18 protein-coding genes are annotated in these 20,347 nt (G+C 30.5%); 16 read left to right on the top strand and 2 right to left on the bottom strand.

From position 1 onward, the window contains the following. The first annotated feature begins 22 nt into the window (after nucleotides 1-22). The 9 genes from L872_RS0102360 (at nucleotide 23) to ruvB (ending at nucleotide 12,136) form a co-directional block, all read left to right on the top strand. Nucleotides 23-3,829 carry a lipoprotein gene (locus tag L872_RS0102360; protein ID WP_027063272.1) on the top strand — a complete coding sequence of 1,269 codons (3,807 nt, stop codon included), beginning with the start codon at nucleotides 23-25 and terminating at the stop codon, nucleotides 3,827-3,829. A 28-nt stretch (nucleotides 3,830-3,857) separates the two neighbouring features. Next, entirely contained in the window at nucleotides 3,858-5,306 is a 1,449-nt protein-coding gene (locus tag L872_RS05125) for a BspA family leucine-rich repeat surface protein (protein WP_169729897.1), read from the top strand. A 276-nt stretch (nucleotides 5,307-5,582) separates the two neighbouring features. Continuing rightward, on the top strand, nucleotides 5,583-6,569 hold the full coding sequence (locus L872_RS0102350; protein ID WP_027063270.1) for a lipoprotein: 987 nt from the start codon (nucleotides 5,583-5,585) through the stop codon (nucleotides 6,567-6,569). A gap of 213 nt (nucleotides 6,570-6,782) precedes the next feature. Continuing rightward, nucleotides 6,783-7,802: a formate/nitrite transporter family protein gene (locus tag L872_RS0102345; protein ID WP_027063269.1), complete on the top strand. Its 1,020-nt coding sequence runs from the start codon at nucleotides 6,783-6,785 to the stop codon at nucleotides 7,800-7,802. A 74-nt stretch (nucleotides 7,803-7,876) separates the two neighbouring features. Beyond that, complete coding sequence (locus L872_RS0102340) at nucleotides 7,877-8,833, top strand: L-lactate dehydrogenase (RefSeq protein WP_027063268.1); 957 nt, start codon at nucleotides 7,877-7,879, stop codon at nucleotides 8,831-8,833. A gap of 115 nt (nucleotides 8,834-8,948) precedes the next feature. Continuing rightward, a complete protein-coding gene (locus L872_RS0102335) occupies nucleotides 8,949-10,268 on the top strand; it encodes a hypothetical protein (RefSeq protein ID WP_027063267.1) in 1,320 nt (439 codons plus the stop codon). A 122-nt stretch (nucleotides 10,269-10,390) separates the two neighbouring features. Beyond that, entirely contained in the window at nucleotides 10,391-10,555 is a 165-nt protein-coding gene (gene rpsU, locus L872_RS0102330; RefSeq protein WP_027048082.1) for a 30S ribosomal protein S21, read from the top strand. An 86-nt stretch (nucleotides 10,556-10,641) separates the two neighbouring features. Then, nucleotides 10,642-11,196, top strand: a complete 555-nt coding sequence (ruvA, locus tag L872_RS0102325) for a Holliday junction branch migration protein RuvA (protein WP_027063266.1) — start codon at nucleotides 10,642-10,644, stop codon at nucleotides 11,194-11,196. Then, on the top strand, nucleotides 11,183-12,136 hold the full coding sequence (gene ruvB / locus L872_RS0102320) for a Holliday junction branch migration DNA helicase RuvB (RefSeq protein ID WP_027063265.1): 954 nt from the start codon (nucleotides 11,183-11,185) through the stop codon (nucleotides 12,134-12,136). The genes ruvA and ruvB overlap by 14 nt, the downstream gene beginning before the upstream one ends. On the opposite strand, the gene L872_RS0102315 is transcribed toward ruvB, so the two are convergent. Next, on the bottom strand, nucleotides 12,137-12,949 hold the full coding sequence (locus L872_RS0102315) for a hypothetical protein (RefSeq protein WP_027063264.1): 813 nt from the start codon (nucleotides 12,947-12,949) through the stop codon (nucleotides 12,137-12,139). A gap of 135 nt (nucleotides 12,950-13,084) precedes the next feature. Between L872_RS0102315 and L872_RS0102310 the strand changes: the two genes are divergently transcribed. The 7 genes from L872_RS0102310 to L872_RS0102280 all read left to right on the top strand — a co-directional run bounded on the left by L872_RS0102310 (nucleotide 13,085) and on the right by L872_RS0102280 (nucleotide 19,429). Next, a complete protein-coding gene (locus L872_RS0102310; RefSeq protein WP_027063263.1) occupies nucleotides 13,085-14,017 on the top strand; it encodes a hypothetical protein in 933 nt (310 codons plus the stop codon). A 20-nt stretch (nucleotides 14,018-14,037) separates the two neighbouring features. Then, nucleotides 14,038-15,129 (top strand): ribosome biogenesis GTPase YqeH, encoded by a 1,092-nt coding sequence (yqeH, locus tag L872_RS0102305; RefSeq protein ID WP_027063262.1) that lies wholly within the window; start codon nucleotides 14,038-14,040, stop codon nucleotides 15,127-15,129. Nucleotides 15,130-15,222: 93 nt separating this feature from the next. After that, nucleotides 15,223-16,182, top strand: a complete 960-nt coding sequence (locus L872_RS0102300) for an ROK family protein (RefSeq protein ID WP_027063261.1) — start codon at nucleotides 15,223-15,225, stop codon at nucleotides 16,180-16,182. Then, a complete protein-coding gene (locus tag L872_RS0102295) occupies nucleotides 16,182-16,439 on the top strand; it encodes a DUF896 domain-containing protein (RefSeq protein ID WP_027063260.1) in 258 nt (85 codons plus the stop codon). Before L872_RS0102300 ends, L872_RS0102295 begins: the two co-directional genes overlap by 1 nt. Further along, nucleotides 16,429-18,405 (top strand): transketolase, encoded by a 1,977-nt coding sequence (tkt, locus tag L872_RS0102290; RefSeq protein WP_027063259.1) that lies wholly within the window; start codon nucleotides 16,429-16,431, stop codon nucleotides 18,403-18,405. The genes L872_RS0102295 and tkt overlap by 11 nt, the downstream gene beginning before the upstream one ends. A gap of 17 nt (nucleotides 18,406-18,422) precedes the next feature. Further along, nucleotides 18,423-18,668, top strand: coding sequence for a YneF family protein (locus tag L872_RS0102285; protein WP_027063258.1), 246 nt, complete (start codon nucleotides 18,423-18,425; stop codon nucleotides 18,666-18,668). A gap of 77 nt (nucleotides 18,669-18,745) precedes the next feature. Further along, the gene (locus L872_RS0102280) at nucleotides 18,746-19,429 is read left to right on the top strand and encodes a type 1 glutamine amidotransferase domain-containing protein (protein WP_027063257.1); all 684 of its coding nucleotides are present in this window, start codon (nucleotides 18,746-18,748) and stop codon (nucleotides 19,427-19,429) included. 44 nt (nucleotides 19,430-19,473) lie between these two features. Here the strand turns inward: L872_RS0102280 and L872_RS0102275 are convergent, their stop codons facing one another. After that, nucleotides 19,474-20,340, bottom strand: coding sequence for an aldo/keto reductase (locus L872_RS0102275; RefSeq protein WP_027063256.1), 867 nt, complete (start codon nucleotides 20,338-20,340; stop codon nucleotides 19,474-19,476). Between the last annotated feature and the right edge of the window lie 7 nt (nucleotides 20,341-20,347).

Raw genomic sequence — 20,347 nt, 5'->3', positions numbered from 1 at the left:
AAGGTAAGAAGAGGACTTAATTATGAAAAAATTATTAGCACTTTTAGGAGCAACATCAATGTCAGTGGCAACTAGTTTTGCTCTAATCGCTTGCAGTAAAACTGCCGAAGAAAATAACGAAAAAATAACAATTACTTTAGAAGAAATTCAATCAAATACTCAAATAACAAGTATTAGCGAATTAGCTTCGTTTACTGAAGTTAAAAAAGAATTAAAAAAAGTGCAAATTGATGGGGTTAAAAGTTTAACCTCATCATTGATTAACAGTACTGACGTTTTAGTAACTATTGTTTTAGAAAAAAACTATGAGCTAATTGGTGAAGATACGTTTATTATTTATGGAGCAATTGCAGAAAAAGAACCAACATTACCACCAGAAACTGTCATTATTAAAGCCACTGATATTCAAAATCATCCTGATATTGTGGCGCTTAAGGGTTTAAGAGATTTACCTCACCTTAATAAAACTTTGGCAGAAATCAAAGATAGTATTGAAGGAGTTAGAAGTCTTATAGCGACTTTTAATCCTAATTCAAAAACTGATGTAACGATAACAATTACCTTAAGAAAATATTATGAATTAGACGGACCCAATACTTTTGAAATAATTGATGCCATTAAACTAAAAGATCCTATGGCTAGTCAACAATTTGCTTTAATTGCTAATCAAAAACTAGGGGTATCTCAAGAAAGTACAATCGCGATTGTTTCAGCTGATAATGAACCTTATCAACATGATATTTCAGTTACATCAAGTGATCAAAATATTGTTAGTGCAAGTCTTAGCGAGACTAAGAAAAATCATTTAGTACTTAAAAGTTTAAAAAGTGGAAATGCCACAATCAAGGTAAATTCTTCTCAAGCAAAAGCAATTGAATTTAATGTTACTTCTTCAGTTGTTAACGTTCCAGTCATTCAACCAATTAAAGATCAAAAAATTATTATTGATGATTCAGGAGCTGGAAGTGTTAATGTGGGAGTTAATATTATTAAACCTGCTGACTATTTTGGCAAAATAGAAGTTACTACAGAACCACCATCATATGGTACTAATGTTTATCCTCAAAAAAATGCTGTGACTTCAGCTAAAGTAATTGGAGACATGGTTAGATTAACTTGAGAACCTTCTAATGGATATGGTCAAGATACAGTCACTATCAAATATGATAAAGCTAAACCAGTTACTTTCAAAGTTAGTGTTTACCCTGAAAAAGTTAAGCTTTCAAATCCACCAGGAAAAGGCAAAAGTTATTTTGAGACTTGAGATGAAGCCAATCCTAATCGTTTAAAAAGTAACCAGATAACAAAGGCAAAGGCTAACGAATCAACTTACTTTTCACCTTATATTGATGCTGCCTTATATCAAGGAGATCGAGTTGAAGAAGTTCTTCGTCAAAATCCCGAGTTAAGGCATATGACTTTATCATTTGCAGCTCAAGATGCTAATCAGAAAGATAAGTTAGATATTTCTTTTGCTGGAATCGACAAAAGCTCAACGGCTGAATGAGAGGCTTATTGATGATATTTGAACAAAAAGCTAATTCCTGATATTTTAAAACCATTATCTTCTAGAGGTATTTTTAGAAATACCAAAATTTCTTATGGGGGATATAATGCCTGTATGGAAGCAGATACTTATTTACCATGAGTTGTTGCTAATAGATTAGCTAATGGAGATACTCAAAAAGCTGAACAGCTATTAGCTGATGCTTTAATAAAATTTCAAAAAGAAGTAGCTGACTTAGTTAATGAACGAATGACTAAAGCTATCGACTTTGATATTGAGGGACATGCTCAACAAGACAAATATCTTCCTGATAATCGTTTGTTGGCACGTACTTTAGCAAATATGGTAAAGGTAGATAAAGAATGAGACTTTTCATTAACTGTAGCAGTCTTACCTGATGGGTTAGTTGAAGGTCCTAACAAAGGTTATCAAGTTGTTGATACTTTTATTAGTGAATATCAAAAGGCTGGAGTTGGCATTAGTCAACTTCCTAAAATTAATCCAATGTTAATGGACTATGGTAATGAGATTTATGAAGAAGCAACAGCAGCTGGTTTAACTAATGCTGATTTAGCAATTACCGCTATGGAAAGCACAATGCGCCAAATTCAAAAATCAATTAACCAACATTACAATGCTAATATATCTGATGCTGATGTTTATGCAATGATGGGAGCAACTCCAATGAGTGGAGTTAATGACACTGAAAAAGGTATATTTACTCTTGAAGATGCTAAGGATGTTTATAACTGAGCTCAGGAAACAGGAATTAACTATATTGGAATGTGATCAATTAATGACGATCGTGGTTTAACATATCCAGTTTATATTGATGTAAATAGTTTTCCTGAAGGAGTTATTGGAGGTCAACCTGCTAATAAAGCTCAAACAACACATGGACTGTTATATCTAAATGAATATGACTTCACCAAAGTTTATACTGGAGATTGAGATTTAGTTCAAGCAGGAGAAGTTGATCCCGAAAGTAAAAAACCCCCTACTGGATTTTCTCCAATTGAAAATCTTCCTGGTGATGTTGTTGATAGTTTTGAACAACGCAGTAATCTTTTTTTCACTAAAAGACGATATAACTCTGATGCTGACTATAACAAAAGAGAACATCTTTATGTAATTGACAAAAATGAAGAAATTACAGAAGTAAATCTTAAAGTTGAAAATGATTTATATGAACTTTATGAAATTAGAGACATGTATCAAAATGACGGTGGTTTTTGAATATGAGGATCACAAATTCGTAAGGTTAATGAAAATGTAAATGACTTTAGAAAATTTTTAGCCTATATTGCTATTGGTCCAACAAATAACGTTCATGGCGCTGTTTATGCCGATTTGGAAAAAGTAAGCAATCCTTGAGAAGTAGTTGTCAAGCTTGCTACAAATGGTGATGGAGGTATTGTGACGTTCATTGCTCAAACAGGAAACATTTATCGTTTTGATTATGACAATGCATTAAATGGAGTTACTAGTGACCCTAAACTACTCTCACAAAATATGTTTGAGAATGGTGTCCCAACTATAAGCGACATGCAGGTTTTTGAAAATGACATTATTATTACTACAAGAAGTCCTGGAAAACTTACAAAAGATAATGTTGAAAGCACAATTTTTTATACCAATAATCAAACTTCGGGAGATTATCGATTAGCTGCTTATAGAAACTATACAAATGCGATTGATCAAATAATCGTGCCTCTTTCTTATATGGGCGGTGTATATTTTATACGTCGAGATGGTAATATTGAAACTTTTGGTCGCGAGGGACAAAACTTCAAGCTTGAGCAATTAGAATTGGGAAATTATCCTAATGGAAATCCAAAATGAGTAAAACAAATTGTGTTTAAAAATGATCTTTACTTAGCATCTGATGATGGATATTTTGGAAGAATTGCTAAAGCTGGTAATAGTCAATACTTCCAAAGTATTGACTTGGGAGTTGCAATCAGCAAAGACAATGGTATTACTTCACTAACTGTTGGATCAGAATTTTTATATGTCGGTTTAAAAAATGGTGATGTTGTAAAAGTAGAATCTCTTAGACAACAAGTTTGAATTAGTAAATTTAGTTTAAATATTGGTCCAATTCAATCAATTATTGAACATAATGATAAAGTTTACTTTACTACAAATGAAGGTACAAAAAATACTGTTTGAGTATCCGATGATCTTGGCAATCCGACAGCTGAAAGTCTTACAAAGTTCGTTAGTTTTGACGCTTATCTTGAGTTTAATAAAATTTATAAAGCTCACAATAAAATTTACACAGTATCTCAATCTAAAAAAATTGTTCAATTTTTTGCCTAAAAATCAATAAGCAAGGAGAAAAATTTCTATGAAAAAATTATTAATGTTACTAGGAGCAATTGGCTTAACAACAACGACAACAACTTCAGTTATTGCTTGTGGAAATCAAAATAACGGTTTGGATATTGATATTTTAGACTTTAAAATTAAAGCCGAAATTGAAACAATTGGTAAATACGAAACGATTGAAGAAACAATTGAGCCTATTAAAAATATTACAGAATTACCGATTGGGGTTGAAAGCATACAAGTTTCAATATTTAATTTTGAAAATATTGAAATAAATTTTAGTGTTGAAGAAGGTTATAAAACCCCTGCTTCGTTGATCTTAAAATTCTATGCAAAGGGAACTATTGTTAAAACTGAAATTAAAACTACAGATATTGAAGATATTGTTAAAACTAAAGATATCTATCAACTAAATAATTTAGCTGCTGTTAATGAAAAACTCGCAGAAGTTAAAATTCCAGGAGTGCTCTCTCTAATTGGTCGATTGTCTCTTAATAATTATGTTGATGTCAGTGTTAGAATTTTAATTAACGAGAATACGCATTATTTAACTGGAGCAAACTCTTTTGTTATCGAGAAAGCTATCAAACAAAACTTCCCCAGAAATGCAACAGTTTATGTTGATGCTAGTGGTAAGGAAATCGCTACTCAAGATCAAAATTTGGCAACTCTTAATACCACGACAATTAAGCAAATAGGTTTTTTTAAAAATAAGGCAGGTGAAATTCAAGTGCCAAGAATGCCAACAAGAGTAAAAGAAATGCCTATGGAGTTACCAGAAGAAGTTACAAGTTTAGAAGGCATGTTTATAGCTTGTGGTGATTTTGATCAAGATATTTCAGGTTGAGATGTCTCAAATATAACTAATATGCGTTCTATGTTTTACCAGGCTCGAGTTTTTAATCAAGATCTTTCTAGTTGAGATGTTTCAAACGTAGCTAATATGAATGCTATGTTTAGTAATGCCAAAAAATTTAACCAACCTCTTGACAGTTGGGATGTTTCTAAGGTAACTAGTATGGACGAAATGTTTAACGGTGCCAGCAGTTTTGATCAAAAGCTTTCATCTTGAAATACATCTAATGTAACAAGTATGAACGAAATTTTTGGATACGCCAGTAATTTTAACAGCGACATTTCTAGTTGAGATGTTTCAAACATAACTGACATGAAATTTATGTTTTTTGAAGCAGAAAATTTTAATCAAGATCTTTCAGCTTGAGATGTTTCGAATGTAACTAATATGAATGCAATGTTCTGATACGCTGAATCTTTTAATCAAGATATTGCTAGTTGGAATGTTTCAAATGTTACTAATATGCGTTACATGTTCACAGATGCCAAAAAATTTATTCAAGATATTTCGAGTTGAAATGTAAAAAGTGTTGAATCTTATGATAATTTCGATCAGGATACAAACCCTAATTGAGTTGCTTCAATGAAACCAAATTTCTTAAAAAATGTATAAATTGGATTAGCAATAGTCCCAACAATGTTACTTGTTGTTTGTAGAAACTTTAAATAGTTAGAACCAGTTGATATGACTGGAACTGAAGCTATAATCTGAACAAAATTTAGTTAAAGCGCTAAATACTTTTATTCTTTGTTAAATAGATGCTTGTCCTCAATACAAGATATTAACTATTGACTTAGAAGTTATTTGTATTGTATTGAGGGCAAAAAAAATAAATACTATGAGCAGTATTTAATTGTTGTTAGTTTAAAAAATAACAAAAGGAGAAATATGAAAAAATTATTAACAATATTGGGAGCTGTTACCATGACAACAACAGCAAGTTCAACAATCGTTTCTTGTGGATTTTTAAATAATGATTTGGCCGAAGATCTGGCCAAGGACCCATCAGAAATTATTGAAGGTAATGAAATTAAAGTTGAGTCAATTAAAAATCAAACTGAAATTGGTGAAATCAAAGAACTACAATCAGTTGAAGAAGTTAACAAGTATCTGGAGAATATTACTATTGTGGGAATTAGAAGTTTATCTGCTAAACAATTATCTGATACTGATGTTTTAGTGACAATTAATGTCGAGCCAAATTATAAGTTGGAAGGCGATAGCAGCTTTATTATTTATAATGCAATTGTCTCTAAAGATGAGTCTACTGGACCCACTTTTGAAAATAAGTTTGTAACTTTGGTATCAATCACAACTCATCCAAGTTATAAAAAAATCAACAGACGTAAAAATACTGAGTCAATTAACCAGCTGCTAAGCGAAATTAAAGTTGAAGGAATTAAATCAATTGAAGTTATTGAACGTAAAGTATTTGACGCTCAAACTGCAATTTATCTTGAACATGGTTATCAATTGCTTGAAGGGGAACCTGGAGTAGAACCTCTTTTATATATACCAAATGCTTATACTGAAAACCCTATTGCTGTTGAAGGAGAACAAGCAGTCGAACAAATATATCAAGCTCAAAACTTATTGATGAGTGCGATAAATACTCCTTCATCAGATTGAAAAACAATTAAAACCTATAGTATTGACGCCTATGCTAAGATAGAGGAAGCTTTATATTTGGGAGCCGCTGCTATTTTTCCAAATCATCAGCTTAATGGACTAAACGAAATTTTGCTAATTTTAAGACCTATTAAAAATGGAGAATTGGATAATTCAGGTATGACAATGCAAGCAATTGCAAAAAAAGCCCTTGAGCGAATTTCTGAAGTCTTAAATGAATTAGAAAAACATTACGGAGAACTTTAAAAATATTTGTTAAGTAAGTAAATCTTGCTTAACTTTTTTTTGCAAAAGCATTTTAATATTTCATTTTAAATATAAAATTTTTAAAACCTAAAAAATTCGTTTTTGTATTCAATATCAGATTTTTCATTTTAGGGTTTTTTTAAAATAAAAGATAATAATATAACTGGGGGTTATATTAAGAAATTTGTATAACTTCACAGGGAGATTATATTTATGCCTTTATTTAAAAATGACTCAAACGTTAATGAATTAGAACGTTTATCAAAATTAGATTATTCGGTATTAGATAAGCCAATGGGGATGGCTCAACAAGGAGTTGTTGATGGTTTTGTCGCGGCGATTGACATGTTAAATCAAAAACTTCTTAAACATTTTTTACTAGGTATTGCTGCAGGAATTTTTGTAGCTTTAGCCTATATTGGTTGTTTTTATGCAGCGTACTTAGTACCAAATGCCTCAGTTAGAAGAATTATTTTTGCAGCAATTTTTCCTTCAGCAATTATCTTTATTGTTTTTATTGGAGGAGGATTTTTAACTGCTTACATGTTTTCAACTATTCCAATGTTGAAACGAAATCTTGGTTTTAAACCATACTTAATGGGACTTGGTGGAGTTTACTTAGGAAACTTTATTGGGCAATTTATTTTTATGCTCTTATGATTTTCTGCAGGAGCAATGCGAGACCCAGAATTAACTCAATTTATTTTTGAATTTTCTTTAAACAAGTTAGATGGAACTGGAACTCAGTTATTAGAACTTTTGGGAAAACAAATTGATAAACTGGATTCATCAACTACTTTTAAAACATTTATTTATTGTTTTTTTTCAGCAATTTTGTGTAACTTTTTAGTCCAACAAAGTGTGCCAATATCAAGATCGGTTAAAGATAAATTGGCTTTAATTATTTTATTAAGTGTCATTATTTTTATGTTTGTGATTTCAGGATTACAACACTGTGTGGCTAACTTGTTTTTAATGATCTGACTTTTAGTAGCTAATTGATGAGAAATTGAAGTTACTGTTCTTAACTCATTTCAACAGGCTGAAAGTATTAAAGTTGGCGCTCAACTAGCATGACTATTTTTTGGATTAAATATTATTCCAGCAATTTTAGGAAACTACCTTGGGGGAATTAGTATGGCTGGATTATTGTACTGAATCAATCATGAAAAAGTTAATTTAAAATTAGCCCAATTAAGATTGCAAAACTTACAACAAAAGTCTACAAACTAACTTGTAAAATATTTAAACGATAAAAAGTCAAAGTGTTATAATTAAAAGGAAATTATATTTAAGGAGAGAAAAATATGAAAAAAACATCAAACAAAGTTGTTTTGATTGGAGCCGGAGCTGTTGGAACATCATTTATGTATTCAGCAATTAACCAAGGAATTGCTTCAGATTACGTGTTAATCGACGCTTTTCCTCAAGCAGCACAAGGGAATGCGCTTGATTTAGCAGATACTATGGCAGTTTTACCAGTACCTTTTACTTCAATTAAAGCTGGAGATTATTCAGATTGTGGAGATGCTGATGTAATCGTAATTACAGCTGGTCGTCCTCAAAAAGAAGGAGAAACTCGTTTAGAAATGGTTGCTGGAAATGCAGTAATTATGAAATCAATTGCTGAAGAAGTTAAAAAATCAGGATTCCAAGGAATTACTGTAATTGCTTCAAACCCAGTTGACGTTTTAACATTAGTTTACCAAGAAGTGACTGGATTTGATCAACATAAAGTTATTGGATCAGGAACTACTTTAGATTCTGCTCGTTTAAGAAGATTAGTAGCTGAAAAATTAAATGTTAGTGCCGAAGCAGTTGATACTTTCTTAGCTGGAGAACACGGAGATTCATCAGTTGCTGTTTGATCACATGCTTCAGTTATGGGGCAACCAATTAGCAAATATATTGCTGAAGGAAAAATTACTCAAGCTGAATTAGACCAAATTAGAGATGAAGCTGTTCATATGGCTTACAAAATTATTGAATTAAAACGTGCAACATTCTACGGAATTGGAGTATGTTTAACAAAAATTGTTAAAGCTGTTTTAAGAAATGAACGTACTACTTTAATGGTTGGAGCTAAATTAAACGGAGAATACGGAAATAAAGATTTATATACAGGTGTTCCCGCAATTATTGGTCAAAATGGTTGAGAATCAATTATTGAATGAGATTTAACAACTGCAGAACAAGATTTATTTAACCAATCATGTGCTACTTTATCAACAACAATTGCTAAAGCTAGAGATGCAATTAAATAAGACTTTTGCTTAAAATTTAACAAAAAAAGGTGCTTTTAGCACTTTTTTTATGGGTTTTTGAAAATTGTTATTTTTGAATAGGTTATAATATTTACAAAATACGGAAGAGGTTGTTATGAAAATAAAGATCAGAGAGCATATGGACACTAAAATGCTGAATAAAATTCAAGATTATGTAGTTAATCTTAATTTGGATGCCGATTCGGTAATGTCAATTATGGCTAAGGAGTTTTATCACTTTGATGATGCAACTCTTTTAGAAGCCAAAAAATTTGTAATGTATTTAATATGATTGCACGATAATAATAAAAGTTTAAAAGATGCTTTTGAGAACTTTGTTGAACGTCTGGAAATGTTAGAACGTCAAAAAGAACGTGAAACTGCTCGTGTTCAACGTGGTCGTCCTGATTTTGAAAAACAACGCCTTCAAATTGAAGAACGTCGTCGTGAACAACAACGAATTGATCGCTATGCAGCATTGGCTCGCCAACAACGTGAACGTGAAGAACAACAAGCACGTGAACTTGAAACTACAGAAAAACCTACAGATATTTTGGAATTTGAAGTTACTAAAAGTGAAGAAAAAGACGAAACATTTGTAGTTCAAGCTGATAAGACTGTTGAATATATCAAACTTTCTCCTGAAGAAGTAGATTATGAAAAAACTTTGGATTTTACTGCTCGCAAAGAAATTTATAACCAAGCTGTCAAAAATATTGATAACACTCGACCTTCAATGACTGAATCTAAATTAGAAGCAATTTTAGATGAAATTACCATTAACCATAGCTATGGAATTGACGATGAAGATAATCATTTAACTTTAGATGAAGTCTTAAATTCAACATTTGGAGAAGATTTTGATCAAACTTATGATAACAGTACTCATACTTTAGATGAAGACTTAGTATTTACTGAAAATGAAGATACTCGTACAATGGGTATTGAAGATTTAGATTTAGAATCAATTAATTTTGAAGAAGTCGATGAATTAAAAACTTTTAATCAAAAACATTATACAACTACGACAATTAGTAGCACTGATTATGTCCTATCAAGTAACGAGAATTTAAGTCGTGTGACTCCAGCTGAAATTGCTAAAACAATCAACGATGTTTTTAAAGATGAAGATGATAACATTGAAGAAACTTTAAACGACTATCTTGATAATTACGACAATGAACAAGAACTTACAAGAACTATTATTGAAGCCTTAAATGACGAAGATATCTTAAATACTTTAGTTGCTGATAACGATGATACTTTAATAAAATTTGAAGATATTACTGAAGCAAATACTCAAGAAGCTATTGAATTTTTGGCAAACTTTGAAAATAAATATGGGACAATTGCCTTAGAAGACAACACTATTTTAGAAGATGAAATTGAAGAAGAAACAATGGGGATCTACAATAATCTTTTTGAAGATAATTAAAATCAAGAATTTTAACAGACCTATATTCTAAGAATTAGAAAAAAATATAGATTTCTTGCAAAAAAAATTGCAAATTTACCTCAAATTAAGGTATCATTATAAGGAATTGGAGTTGAATACATATGGCAAGTGTTATCGTACACGAAGGAGAACCAATTGAAAAAGCGTTAAAACGTTTTCAAAAGGTAGCATCAGTTAATAAAGCTGAAGCAAGAAAACGTGAATACCACTTAAGTAAAAAAGAAAAACGAATTTACAAACAAAAGCAAAACCGTAAATTTAAATAATTTTTACTAAGATTCACAATTATTAAACGAACCGATAATAAACGGTTCGTTTTTTTATTTTTTTCTAATACTTATTGGGAGGTGTTATGAAAAATTATATCGTTGGAGCAGTCAAAAATCTTAGAGAAAATCATGTTGATATTGATATTAATTCATATGGTGAAACTTTTATTATTTTAGAAAAAGATCATCTATTCTTAAGTATCAATACTGAAGTTAAATTGTATATTGCAACATATAAAACCGAATTTGAAGAGTTAGATTTTGGCTTTCTAAATTATGAAATCCGTGATTTGTTTAAAAATTTGTTAAAGATAAAAACTGTTGGCTACAAAACAGCATTACTACTTTTAGAATCATATGAATATCTAGAATTTTTAGAGATTATTCAAACAGGCGACATTGATCAAATTTTATTAATTAAAGGAATCGGTAATTTTACAGCAAAGTTAATTATTGAAACCTTACAAAAAGAATACTTTAACTTTAAATTGACTAATAAAAAGGAGAAGTTATTAGTTTCATTACAAAAGTTGGGATTTAGAACAAAAGAAATTTATCATGTTTTGCGACAGTTAGATGATTCTCTAGCGCTTGATAAAATGGTAGAAAAGGCAGTCTTAACTATTGGCCAACAATAACTTTAGACCTCAAACTTGGAACGAATTTTTAGGACAAACGCAAATCATTTCAAATTTAAAAATATATGTTGAATCAGCAAAACAACAAAATAAAGCTTTAGATCATTTGCTAATACACGGATCAAGTGGAATGGGAAAAACATCTCTGGCGTTCCTGATTTCCAAAGTAATGAAGTCAAAACTTCATATTTTAAATGGTCCAAGTATTCAAAAACCCAGTGATCTAATTGCTGTCTTAACTGCTCTGAAACCAAAAGATATTTTATTTATTGATGAAGTTCATGCAATATCTAAAGAAGTTTTAGAAATTTTATATCCTGTTTTAGAAGACAATAAGCTGAATTTAGTTATTGGTAAAGATTACAACTCTAAAATCATTAATGTCGCTTTACCCGAATTTACAATTATTTGTGCCACAACTGAAATCTACAAGTTATCATATCCATTGATCAACCGGTTTCCTATTCACTTTCAAATCATGGATTACTCATTGTCTGAATTGTCTCAAATTATTAAAAACGCTGCTAGGCGCATTGATTTACAGTTGAGTATTGATAGTTGCGAATTCATTGCGACTTATTGTCGAAGTACACCAAGAATTGCCATTAACTTAGTTAATCGTATAAAAGACTACATAGTAACTAAACATATTGATTGTACCGATATTGTCAATTTAAAAGATATCTTTAAGCAAATGGGACTTTTTCCTTATGGCTTAACAAATAAAGATGTTGAATATCTAAAAGCTTTACAGCAACATAAAAGTTTAGGTGTTGAATCCTTAGCACAAGTTTTAGATATTCCGGTGTCTACAATTGTCCAAAATATTGAACCTTTGTTAATTAGAACTCAACTTGTTTTACGGACCTTAAGAGGGCGAGTTATTACTGAGAAAGGTTTAAGTTACATAGATACTATTCTTAATATAAAAAGCTGCTAATTAATTAGCAGCTTTTTCAAGTTCTTCAAATATTTTTTTACACATTGAGACTAAGATTAATAAACTATTAACTGTATTTGTAATTGCAACATATTTTTCAACATCATGTTTAAAATTAGAATCTTTTAATGAGTCTATACCACCACTTAGATCTCCTAAATCACCTAAAAAGTTGGGTTCTTTAAACTCTGTAAAATATTCTTTAATTGTTTCAGCAGCATGCATTTTAGTAGCTCAACTTTTACTTGTTTGTAGTGATGCAAAATTTGGAGAAATTTTTTCAGCATCATTGGGGTTACTTGTCAAAAAAATTCGTAACTGTTCTAAGTCGTCAGCTAAAAGATTGTTTAATAAATAATCAACGTCTTCTAAATCAAGAGTTGCTAAACTTTCATCATCTCCTAATTTAGGAATGATTGATTGAATTTTTTCAATTTGTTGAGCTTGAATTTTAAACTCTGAACCAAATTGAAGTTTTAAGATTGATTTTGTCATTCCGTTAACTCCAGCCCCTTGGCTCATTAGACCAGCTAAGAAATTAGCACCATCAGAAAATAACTTTGATGAATCAACACTATTAGCTTTTAAATAAGCTAATAGTTCATCAGTATTACGAATTACTCCAAGATCACTATTGATTTCTCCCAAGAATAAATCAATATCAGTTTCACTAGGAATAAATGAAGATAACATCGGATTAGTATTTGTTAAAGCCGCATTTGCAAAGTCACGCTTAATTGCTAGACCTTTCTCAAATAACTTCCCAGCAGTTATTTCAATTATTTGCTTATTAATAAACTCTTTAAGATTCATAAAAATTCCTTTTCTAACGGTTTTGACCTACTATACCGTTTGCATTTATATAATTATATTATATCAATTGAATATATTTAAATAAATAAAACCTTATTTTGATACTATATATATAAAGAAAAGTCGGGATGATTAATGAAGTATAAGGCAATTAAAAAACAAGAGGAACGATATTACATAAATGAATATCAATTTTTTTATGTCGATAAAGAAGAAATGAAAGCAAGAATGAGTGAAATTCAGTTTCCAGCAATTGTAATGGATACAGAATTTTTTAATCGTTCTCATGAATCTTATGACTATAATGAAAACAATTTTCCCCGTCTTTATGACGAAGACCAAAAAGACTTAGTATATGTTCTACAATATTCATTTGCTCAAAATTTTAAAGAGATTCATAATCGTCAAAACTCAAAAGCGATTAAGTCAATGACTATTAAACGAAATTTTAAAGACCCTGAGTACAGTTTTGAGGCCCAATATGACTCAACTGTTAAAAGTTTTATTAACATGTGTATCAATAAGAATATCAAAACTTTAGTTTTTGCTGGTAAAGAAAACGACGCTCGAATTTTGAAAGCATGAATTAATAAAAATAAAGTTTTACTAAATAATAAGCGCAGCGATTTATTTATTATGAACCATAAAACCAAAGAATACGATGTCAATGCTTTTGATATTTACAACGTCTTAAGTCAAAATATGTCATTTTCAAATTTTGATAAAGACGGTCAGCAGTTTTACGAACCAAAAAATCTAAAACCTGGGAAAAAGGGTGAAAATACATTGGCCCTGCCAAGTTTGAAAAAGTTTTTTGATTATATGCAAACAATTTATCCGAACAATCAGTTTGAAGAAGATGAAGATATTTATAATTTATGTGTCAGTGCCTTACGATTCTTTTCTTATAAGGATTCAAATTTTAAGGATTATTTAAAATGAAACAAAGACGTTAAAAAAGCTAAGACTCATTGTTATAATGATGTTTTAAAACTTTTATATTTAATCGATTTTTTATATGTGTTTATGTTTTATGATGACTCAGAAAACAAGTATTTAAAAAAGTAGAAACGAAGGAATAATAACTTATGAAAAAATGTATTGGATGTGGAATTGGTTTACAAACAACTATTGCAACTAAACCAGGATTTGCTAACAAATTAGAAAACGATTACTGTTTAAGATGTTTTCGAATTAAAAACTATAATGATTTAATTGAGCAAGATCTTGATCAAGAAACTTTTATTACAAACATCAAAAATATTCTTCATAATGATCCTAAACCAATTTTTTATTACATTTTAGATATCTTTGATTTAGAAGGAACAAGAATGTTAGAAATTGAAAGACTAATTGCTAATAAAGAGGTTGTCATTGTAATTAATAAAATCGACTTAATTCCTAAATCAGTCAAACTATCTAAGATTAGAAAATATGTTACTAAAATTTTTGCTACTTCAAAATTGGCTAATGCTAAAATTATCTTAACTGCAAGTGATAGTCAAAAACTAATCACTCCATTTTTAAATCTAGTTTTAAAATCCCCACAAAATCAATATTTTATTGGAGCATCAAACGTAGGAAAGTCATCATTAATTAATGCCTTAATGAAAGCAAATAATTTAGTTCCTAAGATTTTGGAATCTAAATATTTCAATACTACTTTAGAACTAATTGAAATTAAACTTTCATCAGCTGTTAAAATTATTGACACTCCCGGAATTGCTCGTAATACATCAATTGCGCATATTATGAAGCGAGCAGATTGACAATACTGTTATTTTAAAAAAGAACTTCGTCAATATACTTTTCAGTTAAACTCTCAACAAACAATCTTCTTTTCAGGATTAGCATGATTTACTTTTACCAGTCAAACTGATACTAAGCAAAATTTTCATGTTTATGTAAACAAAGCAATTGCTTTACACCGTACAAAGCAAGAAAATGCTGAGAACTACTATAGAAAAAATCAAGCGTTACTAGTTACACCAATCATGACTGATGAAGGACAAAATTACCATTTTAAATTTAGTAAAAGTGACATTGGCAAAGAATTTGATATTTCTATTTCGGGATTAGGATGAATTAATTTTATTGTTCAATCAGAACAAGAAATTACTTTTACAATTCCATTAAAAAACCAAAATACCTTAATAAGCCTACGAGAACCTATTATTTAATAAGTTCTTTTAGTTTTATTTAAGATAGATAGTAGTTTAAACCTACTAATTATTTTATAATTAAAATAGAAATTTAAACGGAAGAGAGTGTTTATGAGAAAAATTTTAGGAATTGATTTAGGTGGAACAAGTGCCAAAGTTGGAATCGTTAATCAATTTGGAGAACTTGAAACGTCATTTGTTGTTAAAAACGATAAGGATAATTTATTGGAAAATTTAGCTATGAAAACTATCAACAAAGTTGAAGAGTTGGGTTACAACTATGATATTGATATCGAAAGAATTGGTTTTGCTTGTCCGGGATTTATTAATCACGAAAAAGGAATTGTAGTTTTATCAGGAAATTTAAATTTGGAAAATTTTGATATTAAAACCACAATTAAAAAGTTATTTAAAAAACAAGAAGTCCATGTTCTAAATGATGTCAATGCTGCAGCATTAGGAGAATACTGAATTGGAGCTGCATCACGTTATTCATCAGGTCTTTTTTATTGATTGGGAACTGGAATTGGTGGAGCTATTGTTAGTGAAAACAAATTAGTATCAGGAGAACATGGTTTTGCTGGTGAATTCGGTCATGGTGGAAAAATGCAAACCTTGTATAAATGTAATTGTGGTTTGGATTATTGTATTGAAAGAACTTGTTCAGCTGTTTCATTTGGAAAAACATTTATGAAGTTACTAAAAGATAATAACTTAACAAGTATTAGTAAATTATTTGATAAGCCCAATGACATTACAATGGAAGATATTGCAAGAGTTTACAAAGCTAATAATAAACCCCAAGAAATCAGAGCATTAATCGAAGAAATTTATCAGCCATTATTTAATCATATGGCAATTATGATCCAAGCTTTAGACCCAGCACTTATCGTAATTGGTGGTGGTGGTTCTGGAATGGGCACAGATTTATTGGAAATTATTGAAGAGAATGTTAAACCATTAATTGTCAAAATTATTAGAGACGAAATCACTTTTGATTTGGCATCACTTGGAAACAATTCAGGAATTGTTGGAGCAGCTTATTATTCAATTAATAACTGAGATTACTAATGAAAAATAAGATTGAACAATTATCTTTTCAAGAATTGATTTCAGAAATTAACCGTTTAGCTGCAATCAAAAAAACTCGTGACTTGTCAGTTGAAGAACATCAGTTACGTGATTTGCTACGTTCTCGTTATATTGAGCTTTATCGACGAAATTTAGAACATCAACTTCAATCAATTAAAGTTATTAATGAACAGGGTGAAGATATTACTCCCCAAAAAATCAAAAATTTAAAAAAAGGAGAAAATCATGAAAAATAATATTGGAAACGACAATTTGAATGCATTGAGAATATTAGGAGTTGAAGCTGTTAATAAAGCTAATTCTGGACACCCAGGAATTGTTTTGGGAGCAGCCCCAATGGTTTTCACATTATTTACTAAAATTATGAAGCAAAATCCTCAGAATCCAAAATGATTTGATCGTGATCGTTTTGTGCTTTCTGCTGGACATGGAAGTGCTTTATTATATTCAGCTTTACATTTATCTGGATATAACTTGTCAATCGATGATTTGAAACAATTCCGTCAATGAGGAAGTTTAACTCCTGGACATCCCGAATCAACAATTACTTCTGGAGTGGAAGTGACAACTGGACCATTAGGTCAAGGAATTGGAATGGGAGTTGGAATGGCACTTGCTGAAGCCTTTTTAGCTAATAAATTCAATAAACCCGGATACGACATTATTGATCACTTTACCTATGTATTATGTGGTGATGGTGATTTACAAGAAGGGGTTGCTCAAGAAGCAATTTCTTTTGCTGGAAAAAATCAATTAAACAAGTTGATCTTGTTGCATGATTCAAATGATATTCAACTTGATGATGAAGTTGCAAAAGCACAAGCAGAGAATTTAAAGTTACGATTTAAATCAGCAAATTGAAATACTCTTCGTGTAGAAAATGGTGAAGATTTAAAAGCATTAGAAAAAGCAATCAACAAAGCTAAAAGTTCATCAAAACCAACATATATTGAAATTAAAACTGTAATTGGTATTGGTTCATCAAAAGCTGCCACTAGTGCAGTTCACGGAGCACCTTTAGGAAAAGACATTCAAAAAGTTAAAGAGTATTTTAATTGAAATCACAACGAATTTGAAATTCCTGAAAGCGTTTTGGAATTTTGAAAACAAGCTGTTTTAACTCGTGGAATTGAACTTAATAGTTCATGAGATAAACTTTTTGCAAATTATGCGACTGAATATCCTGGTGAATTTGCCGAACTAAATAATGCTTTAAACCGAAATTGAACTTTTGATGAAGCAAAAATAATGCAGCATGTTCCTTCAAAAGCACAAGCAACAAGAATTAGTTCTGGAACAATTTTTAATACGATTGCAACTGATAACTCTACAATGCTTGGAGGAAGTGCTGACTTGGCATCTTCAACAAAAATTAAAGGACCCGATGGTGATTATGAACCTACATTTAAACGAGGTCGTAACATTATGTACGGAGTAAGAGAGTTTGGAATGGGTGTTATCAATAACGGAATGGCAGCTCATGGAGGAATTTTAGCATACGGAAGTGGATTCTTTGTATTTGCTGATTATCTAAAACCAGCGATGCGTTTGGCAGCAATTATGAAACTTCAAGAACTATACATTTTTACTCATGATTCAGTTGCTGTTGGAGAAGATGGACCAACCCACCAACCAATAGAACAATTAGCAATGTTGCGTTCAATTCCGAACCATACTTTAATTCGTCCAGCAGATTATGCTGAAACAGCAGCTGCTTATAAAATTGCTTTAGAAATCAAAGATGGTCCCACAACGTTGGCATTAACTCGTCAAGATTTACGTGAATTACCACATAAAAATGTTTTTGAAAATGTTAAAAAAGGGGCTTACATTATTGCAGATCAAAAAGATGCCTCAGTAACTTTAATTGCTTCTGGTTCTGAAGTTAGTTTGGCAATTGATGTCAAAGAAGCTTTATTAACTCATGGAATTAAGGCGAAAGTAGTATCAATGCCATCAACTTCATTATTTGATAAGCAATCAACAAAATATCAAAACTCTGTAATTGATAAAACAACTTTGAGAGTTTCTATTGAAATGGGAACTACATGAGGATGACATAAATATGTTGGTGATACAGGATTGACTTTTGGAATTGATTCATTTGGTGAATCTGCACCTGGAGAAGTTGTTATTGAAAAATTTGGATTTAAAGTAGATAATATTACTAACCAAATATTAAAACATTTGCAAACAAAATAAGGAGAGAAAATATGAATATATTATTAGCAACTAGCTTTTCAGCTGGTGGATTAGCAGGAATGTTAATCGGTGTAATCTTAGGATCACTATTAGTTGGAGGAATTATTGGATTTTTCATTACACGAATTGTTGTTAAGAAACAATTAAAAGAAAATCCTCCAATTAATGAAAAACAAATTAGAGCTATGTATATGAGCATGGGAAGAAAACCATCTGAAGCAGACATTAAAAAAACTATGAATGCGATGAAACGTGGTAAATAAAATATTTTAAATTAAGAATCATTAGTGATTCTTTTTTATTTATAATAATAGATAAATAGAATAGCAGAGGATCACAAATGAAAATATTAATGGTTTTAACTAATGTTTCACAATACGGGAATAATTCTGAATCTACAGGATTATGATTGGGAGAAGCAACAGAATTTATAAGAGAGTTTCAAGGATCACATTGTGAAATCGAATATGCTAGTCCAAAAGGAGGAGTGGTTCCTTTAGATCGTCGTAGCCTTAAAATGGCTGACAAAGATTCTTTGGATTGATTAAATAAAGATGATGATTTTTCAAAAGCATTGGCAAACTCTAAATCACTTAAAGAAGTCATGACAAATAAATATGATCTAATATACTTTACTGGTGGTCATGGAACTATGTGAGACTTTTACGATAACAGTGATATTGAAAGTCTTGTAATCAATAATTATAATCAAGGCGCATATATTGCCAGTGTTTGTCATGGGATTGCTGCATTATTGACAATTAAACATAATACTAGTGAGTATTTAATTAATAACAAGCGAATCACTGGGTTTACTGATACTGAAGAAATATTAAGTGGTAAAAAGTTTAAAGTCCCATTTTCTAATGAAAGAATTGCTAAATTCAATGGAGCAATTTTTGTAAAAAAACGCTTCTTTAAATCACATGTAGTTGTTGATGGACAATTGATTACCGGACAAAACCCTTATTCAGTTGTTGCTCTTGCAAAAGTCTGTAAAAAAACTCTTGGCCTAAGAAATTAATTTATCTTTATAAAAAAAGTGTAGTGAAAGATCACTACACTTTTTTATTTTGCAGCTCTTTGAACTACTAACTTTTTAATTAACTCAGGTCCCTCAACACTACTGTGATCAAAGAAACTACTCTTATCTAAATTTAAACTAGTAATAGCTAACATATCTTCAGCAACTAATTCAAAGTCCAAAATATTAAGATTTTCTCTAATGCGCTCTTTCTTACTAGACTTAACACAAAACGGAATATCTTGATGATATAATCAACGCAAAATAATTTGGGCAACAGATTTTTGGTGTTTATCAGCAATACTTTTCAAAACTGAATTATCAAAAATATTATTACGTCCTTCGGCAAAAGGCGCTCATGCTTGTGCAATAACACCATATTTATGATTGACACTAATTGCTGTTTGTTGTTGGAAAAACGGATTAATTTCAATTTGATTAACTGCAGGCATAATTTGTTCTTCGTTAAATAAACATAAATCTGCAATTCTATCAGGATAAAAATTTGATACTCCAATTGATTTTATCAATCCTTGTTTTTGTAAAAACACCAAGGCTCTATAGGCTTCATAATAATTAGCAAATGGTTGATGTAAAAGCACTAAATCAAGGTAATCAAGTTGAAGTTTTTTCAAAGATTCCTTCACAGAAGCAATTGTCTTTTCATACCCATAATTATCAACTCAAACTTTAGTAGTAATAAAAAGCTCCTCACGAGGGACTTGTGATTTGGTTATTGCATTTCCAACAGCTTCCTCATTAAAGTATGATTGCGCTGTATCAATTAATCGATACCCAGCTGCCAACGCTTCAAGAACAACTTTTTCACATTGTACAGAATCTGTCATTTGAAAAGTTCCAAATCCAATTAGTGGAATTTTATTACCATCATTTAATTTTATATATTTCATTTTATTT

Source organism: Mesoplasma seiffertii ATCC 49495, assembly GCF_000518725.1.
GTDB classification, from domain to species: domain Bacteria; phylum Bacillota_I; class Bacilli_A; order Mycoplasmatales; family Mycoplasmataceae; genus Tullyiplasma; species Tullyiplasma seiffertii.
This window is presented reverse-complemented; position numbering and strand designations above follow the sequence as displayed.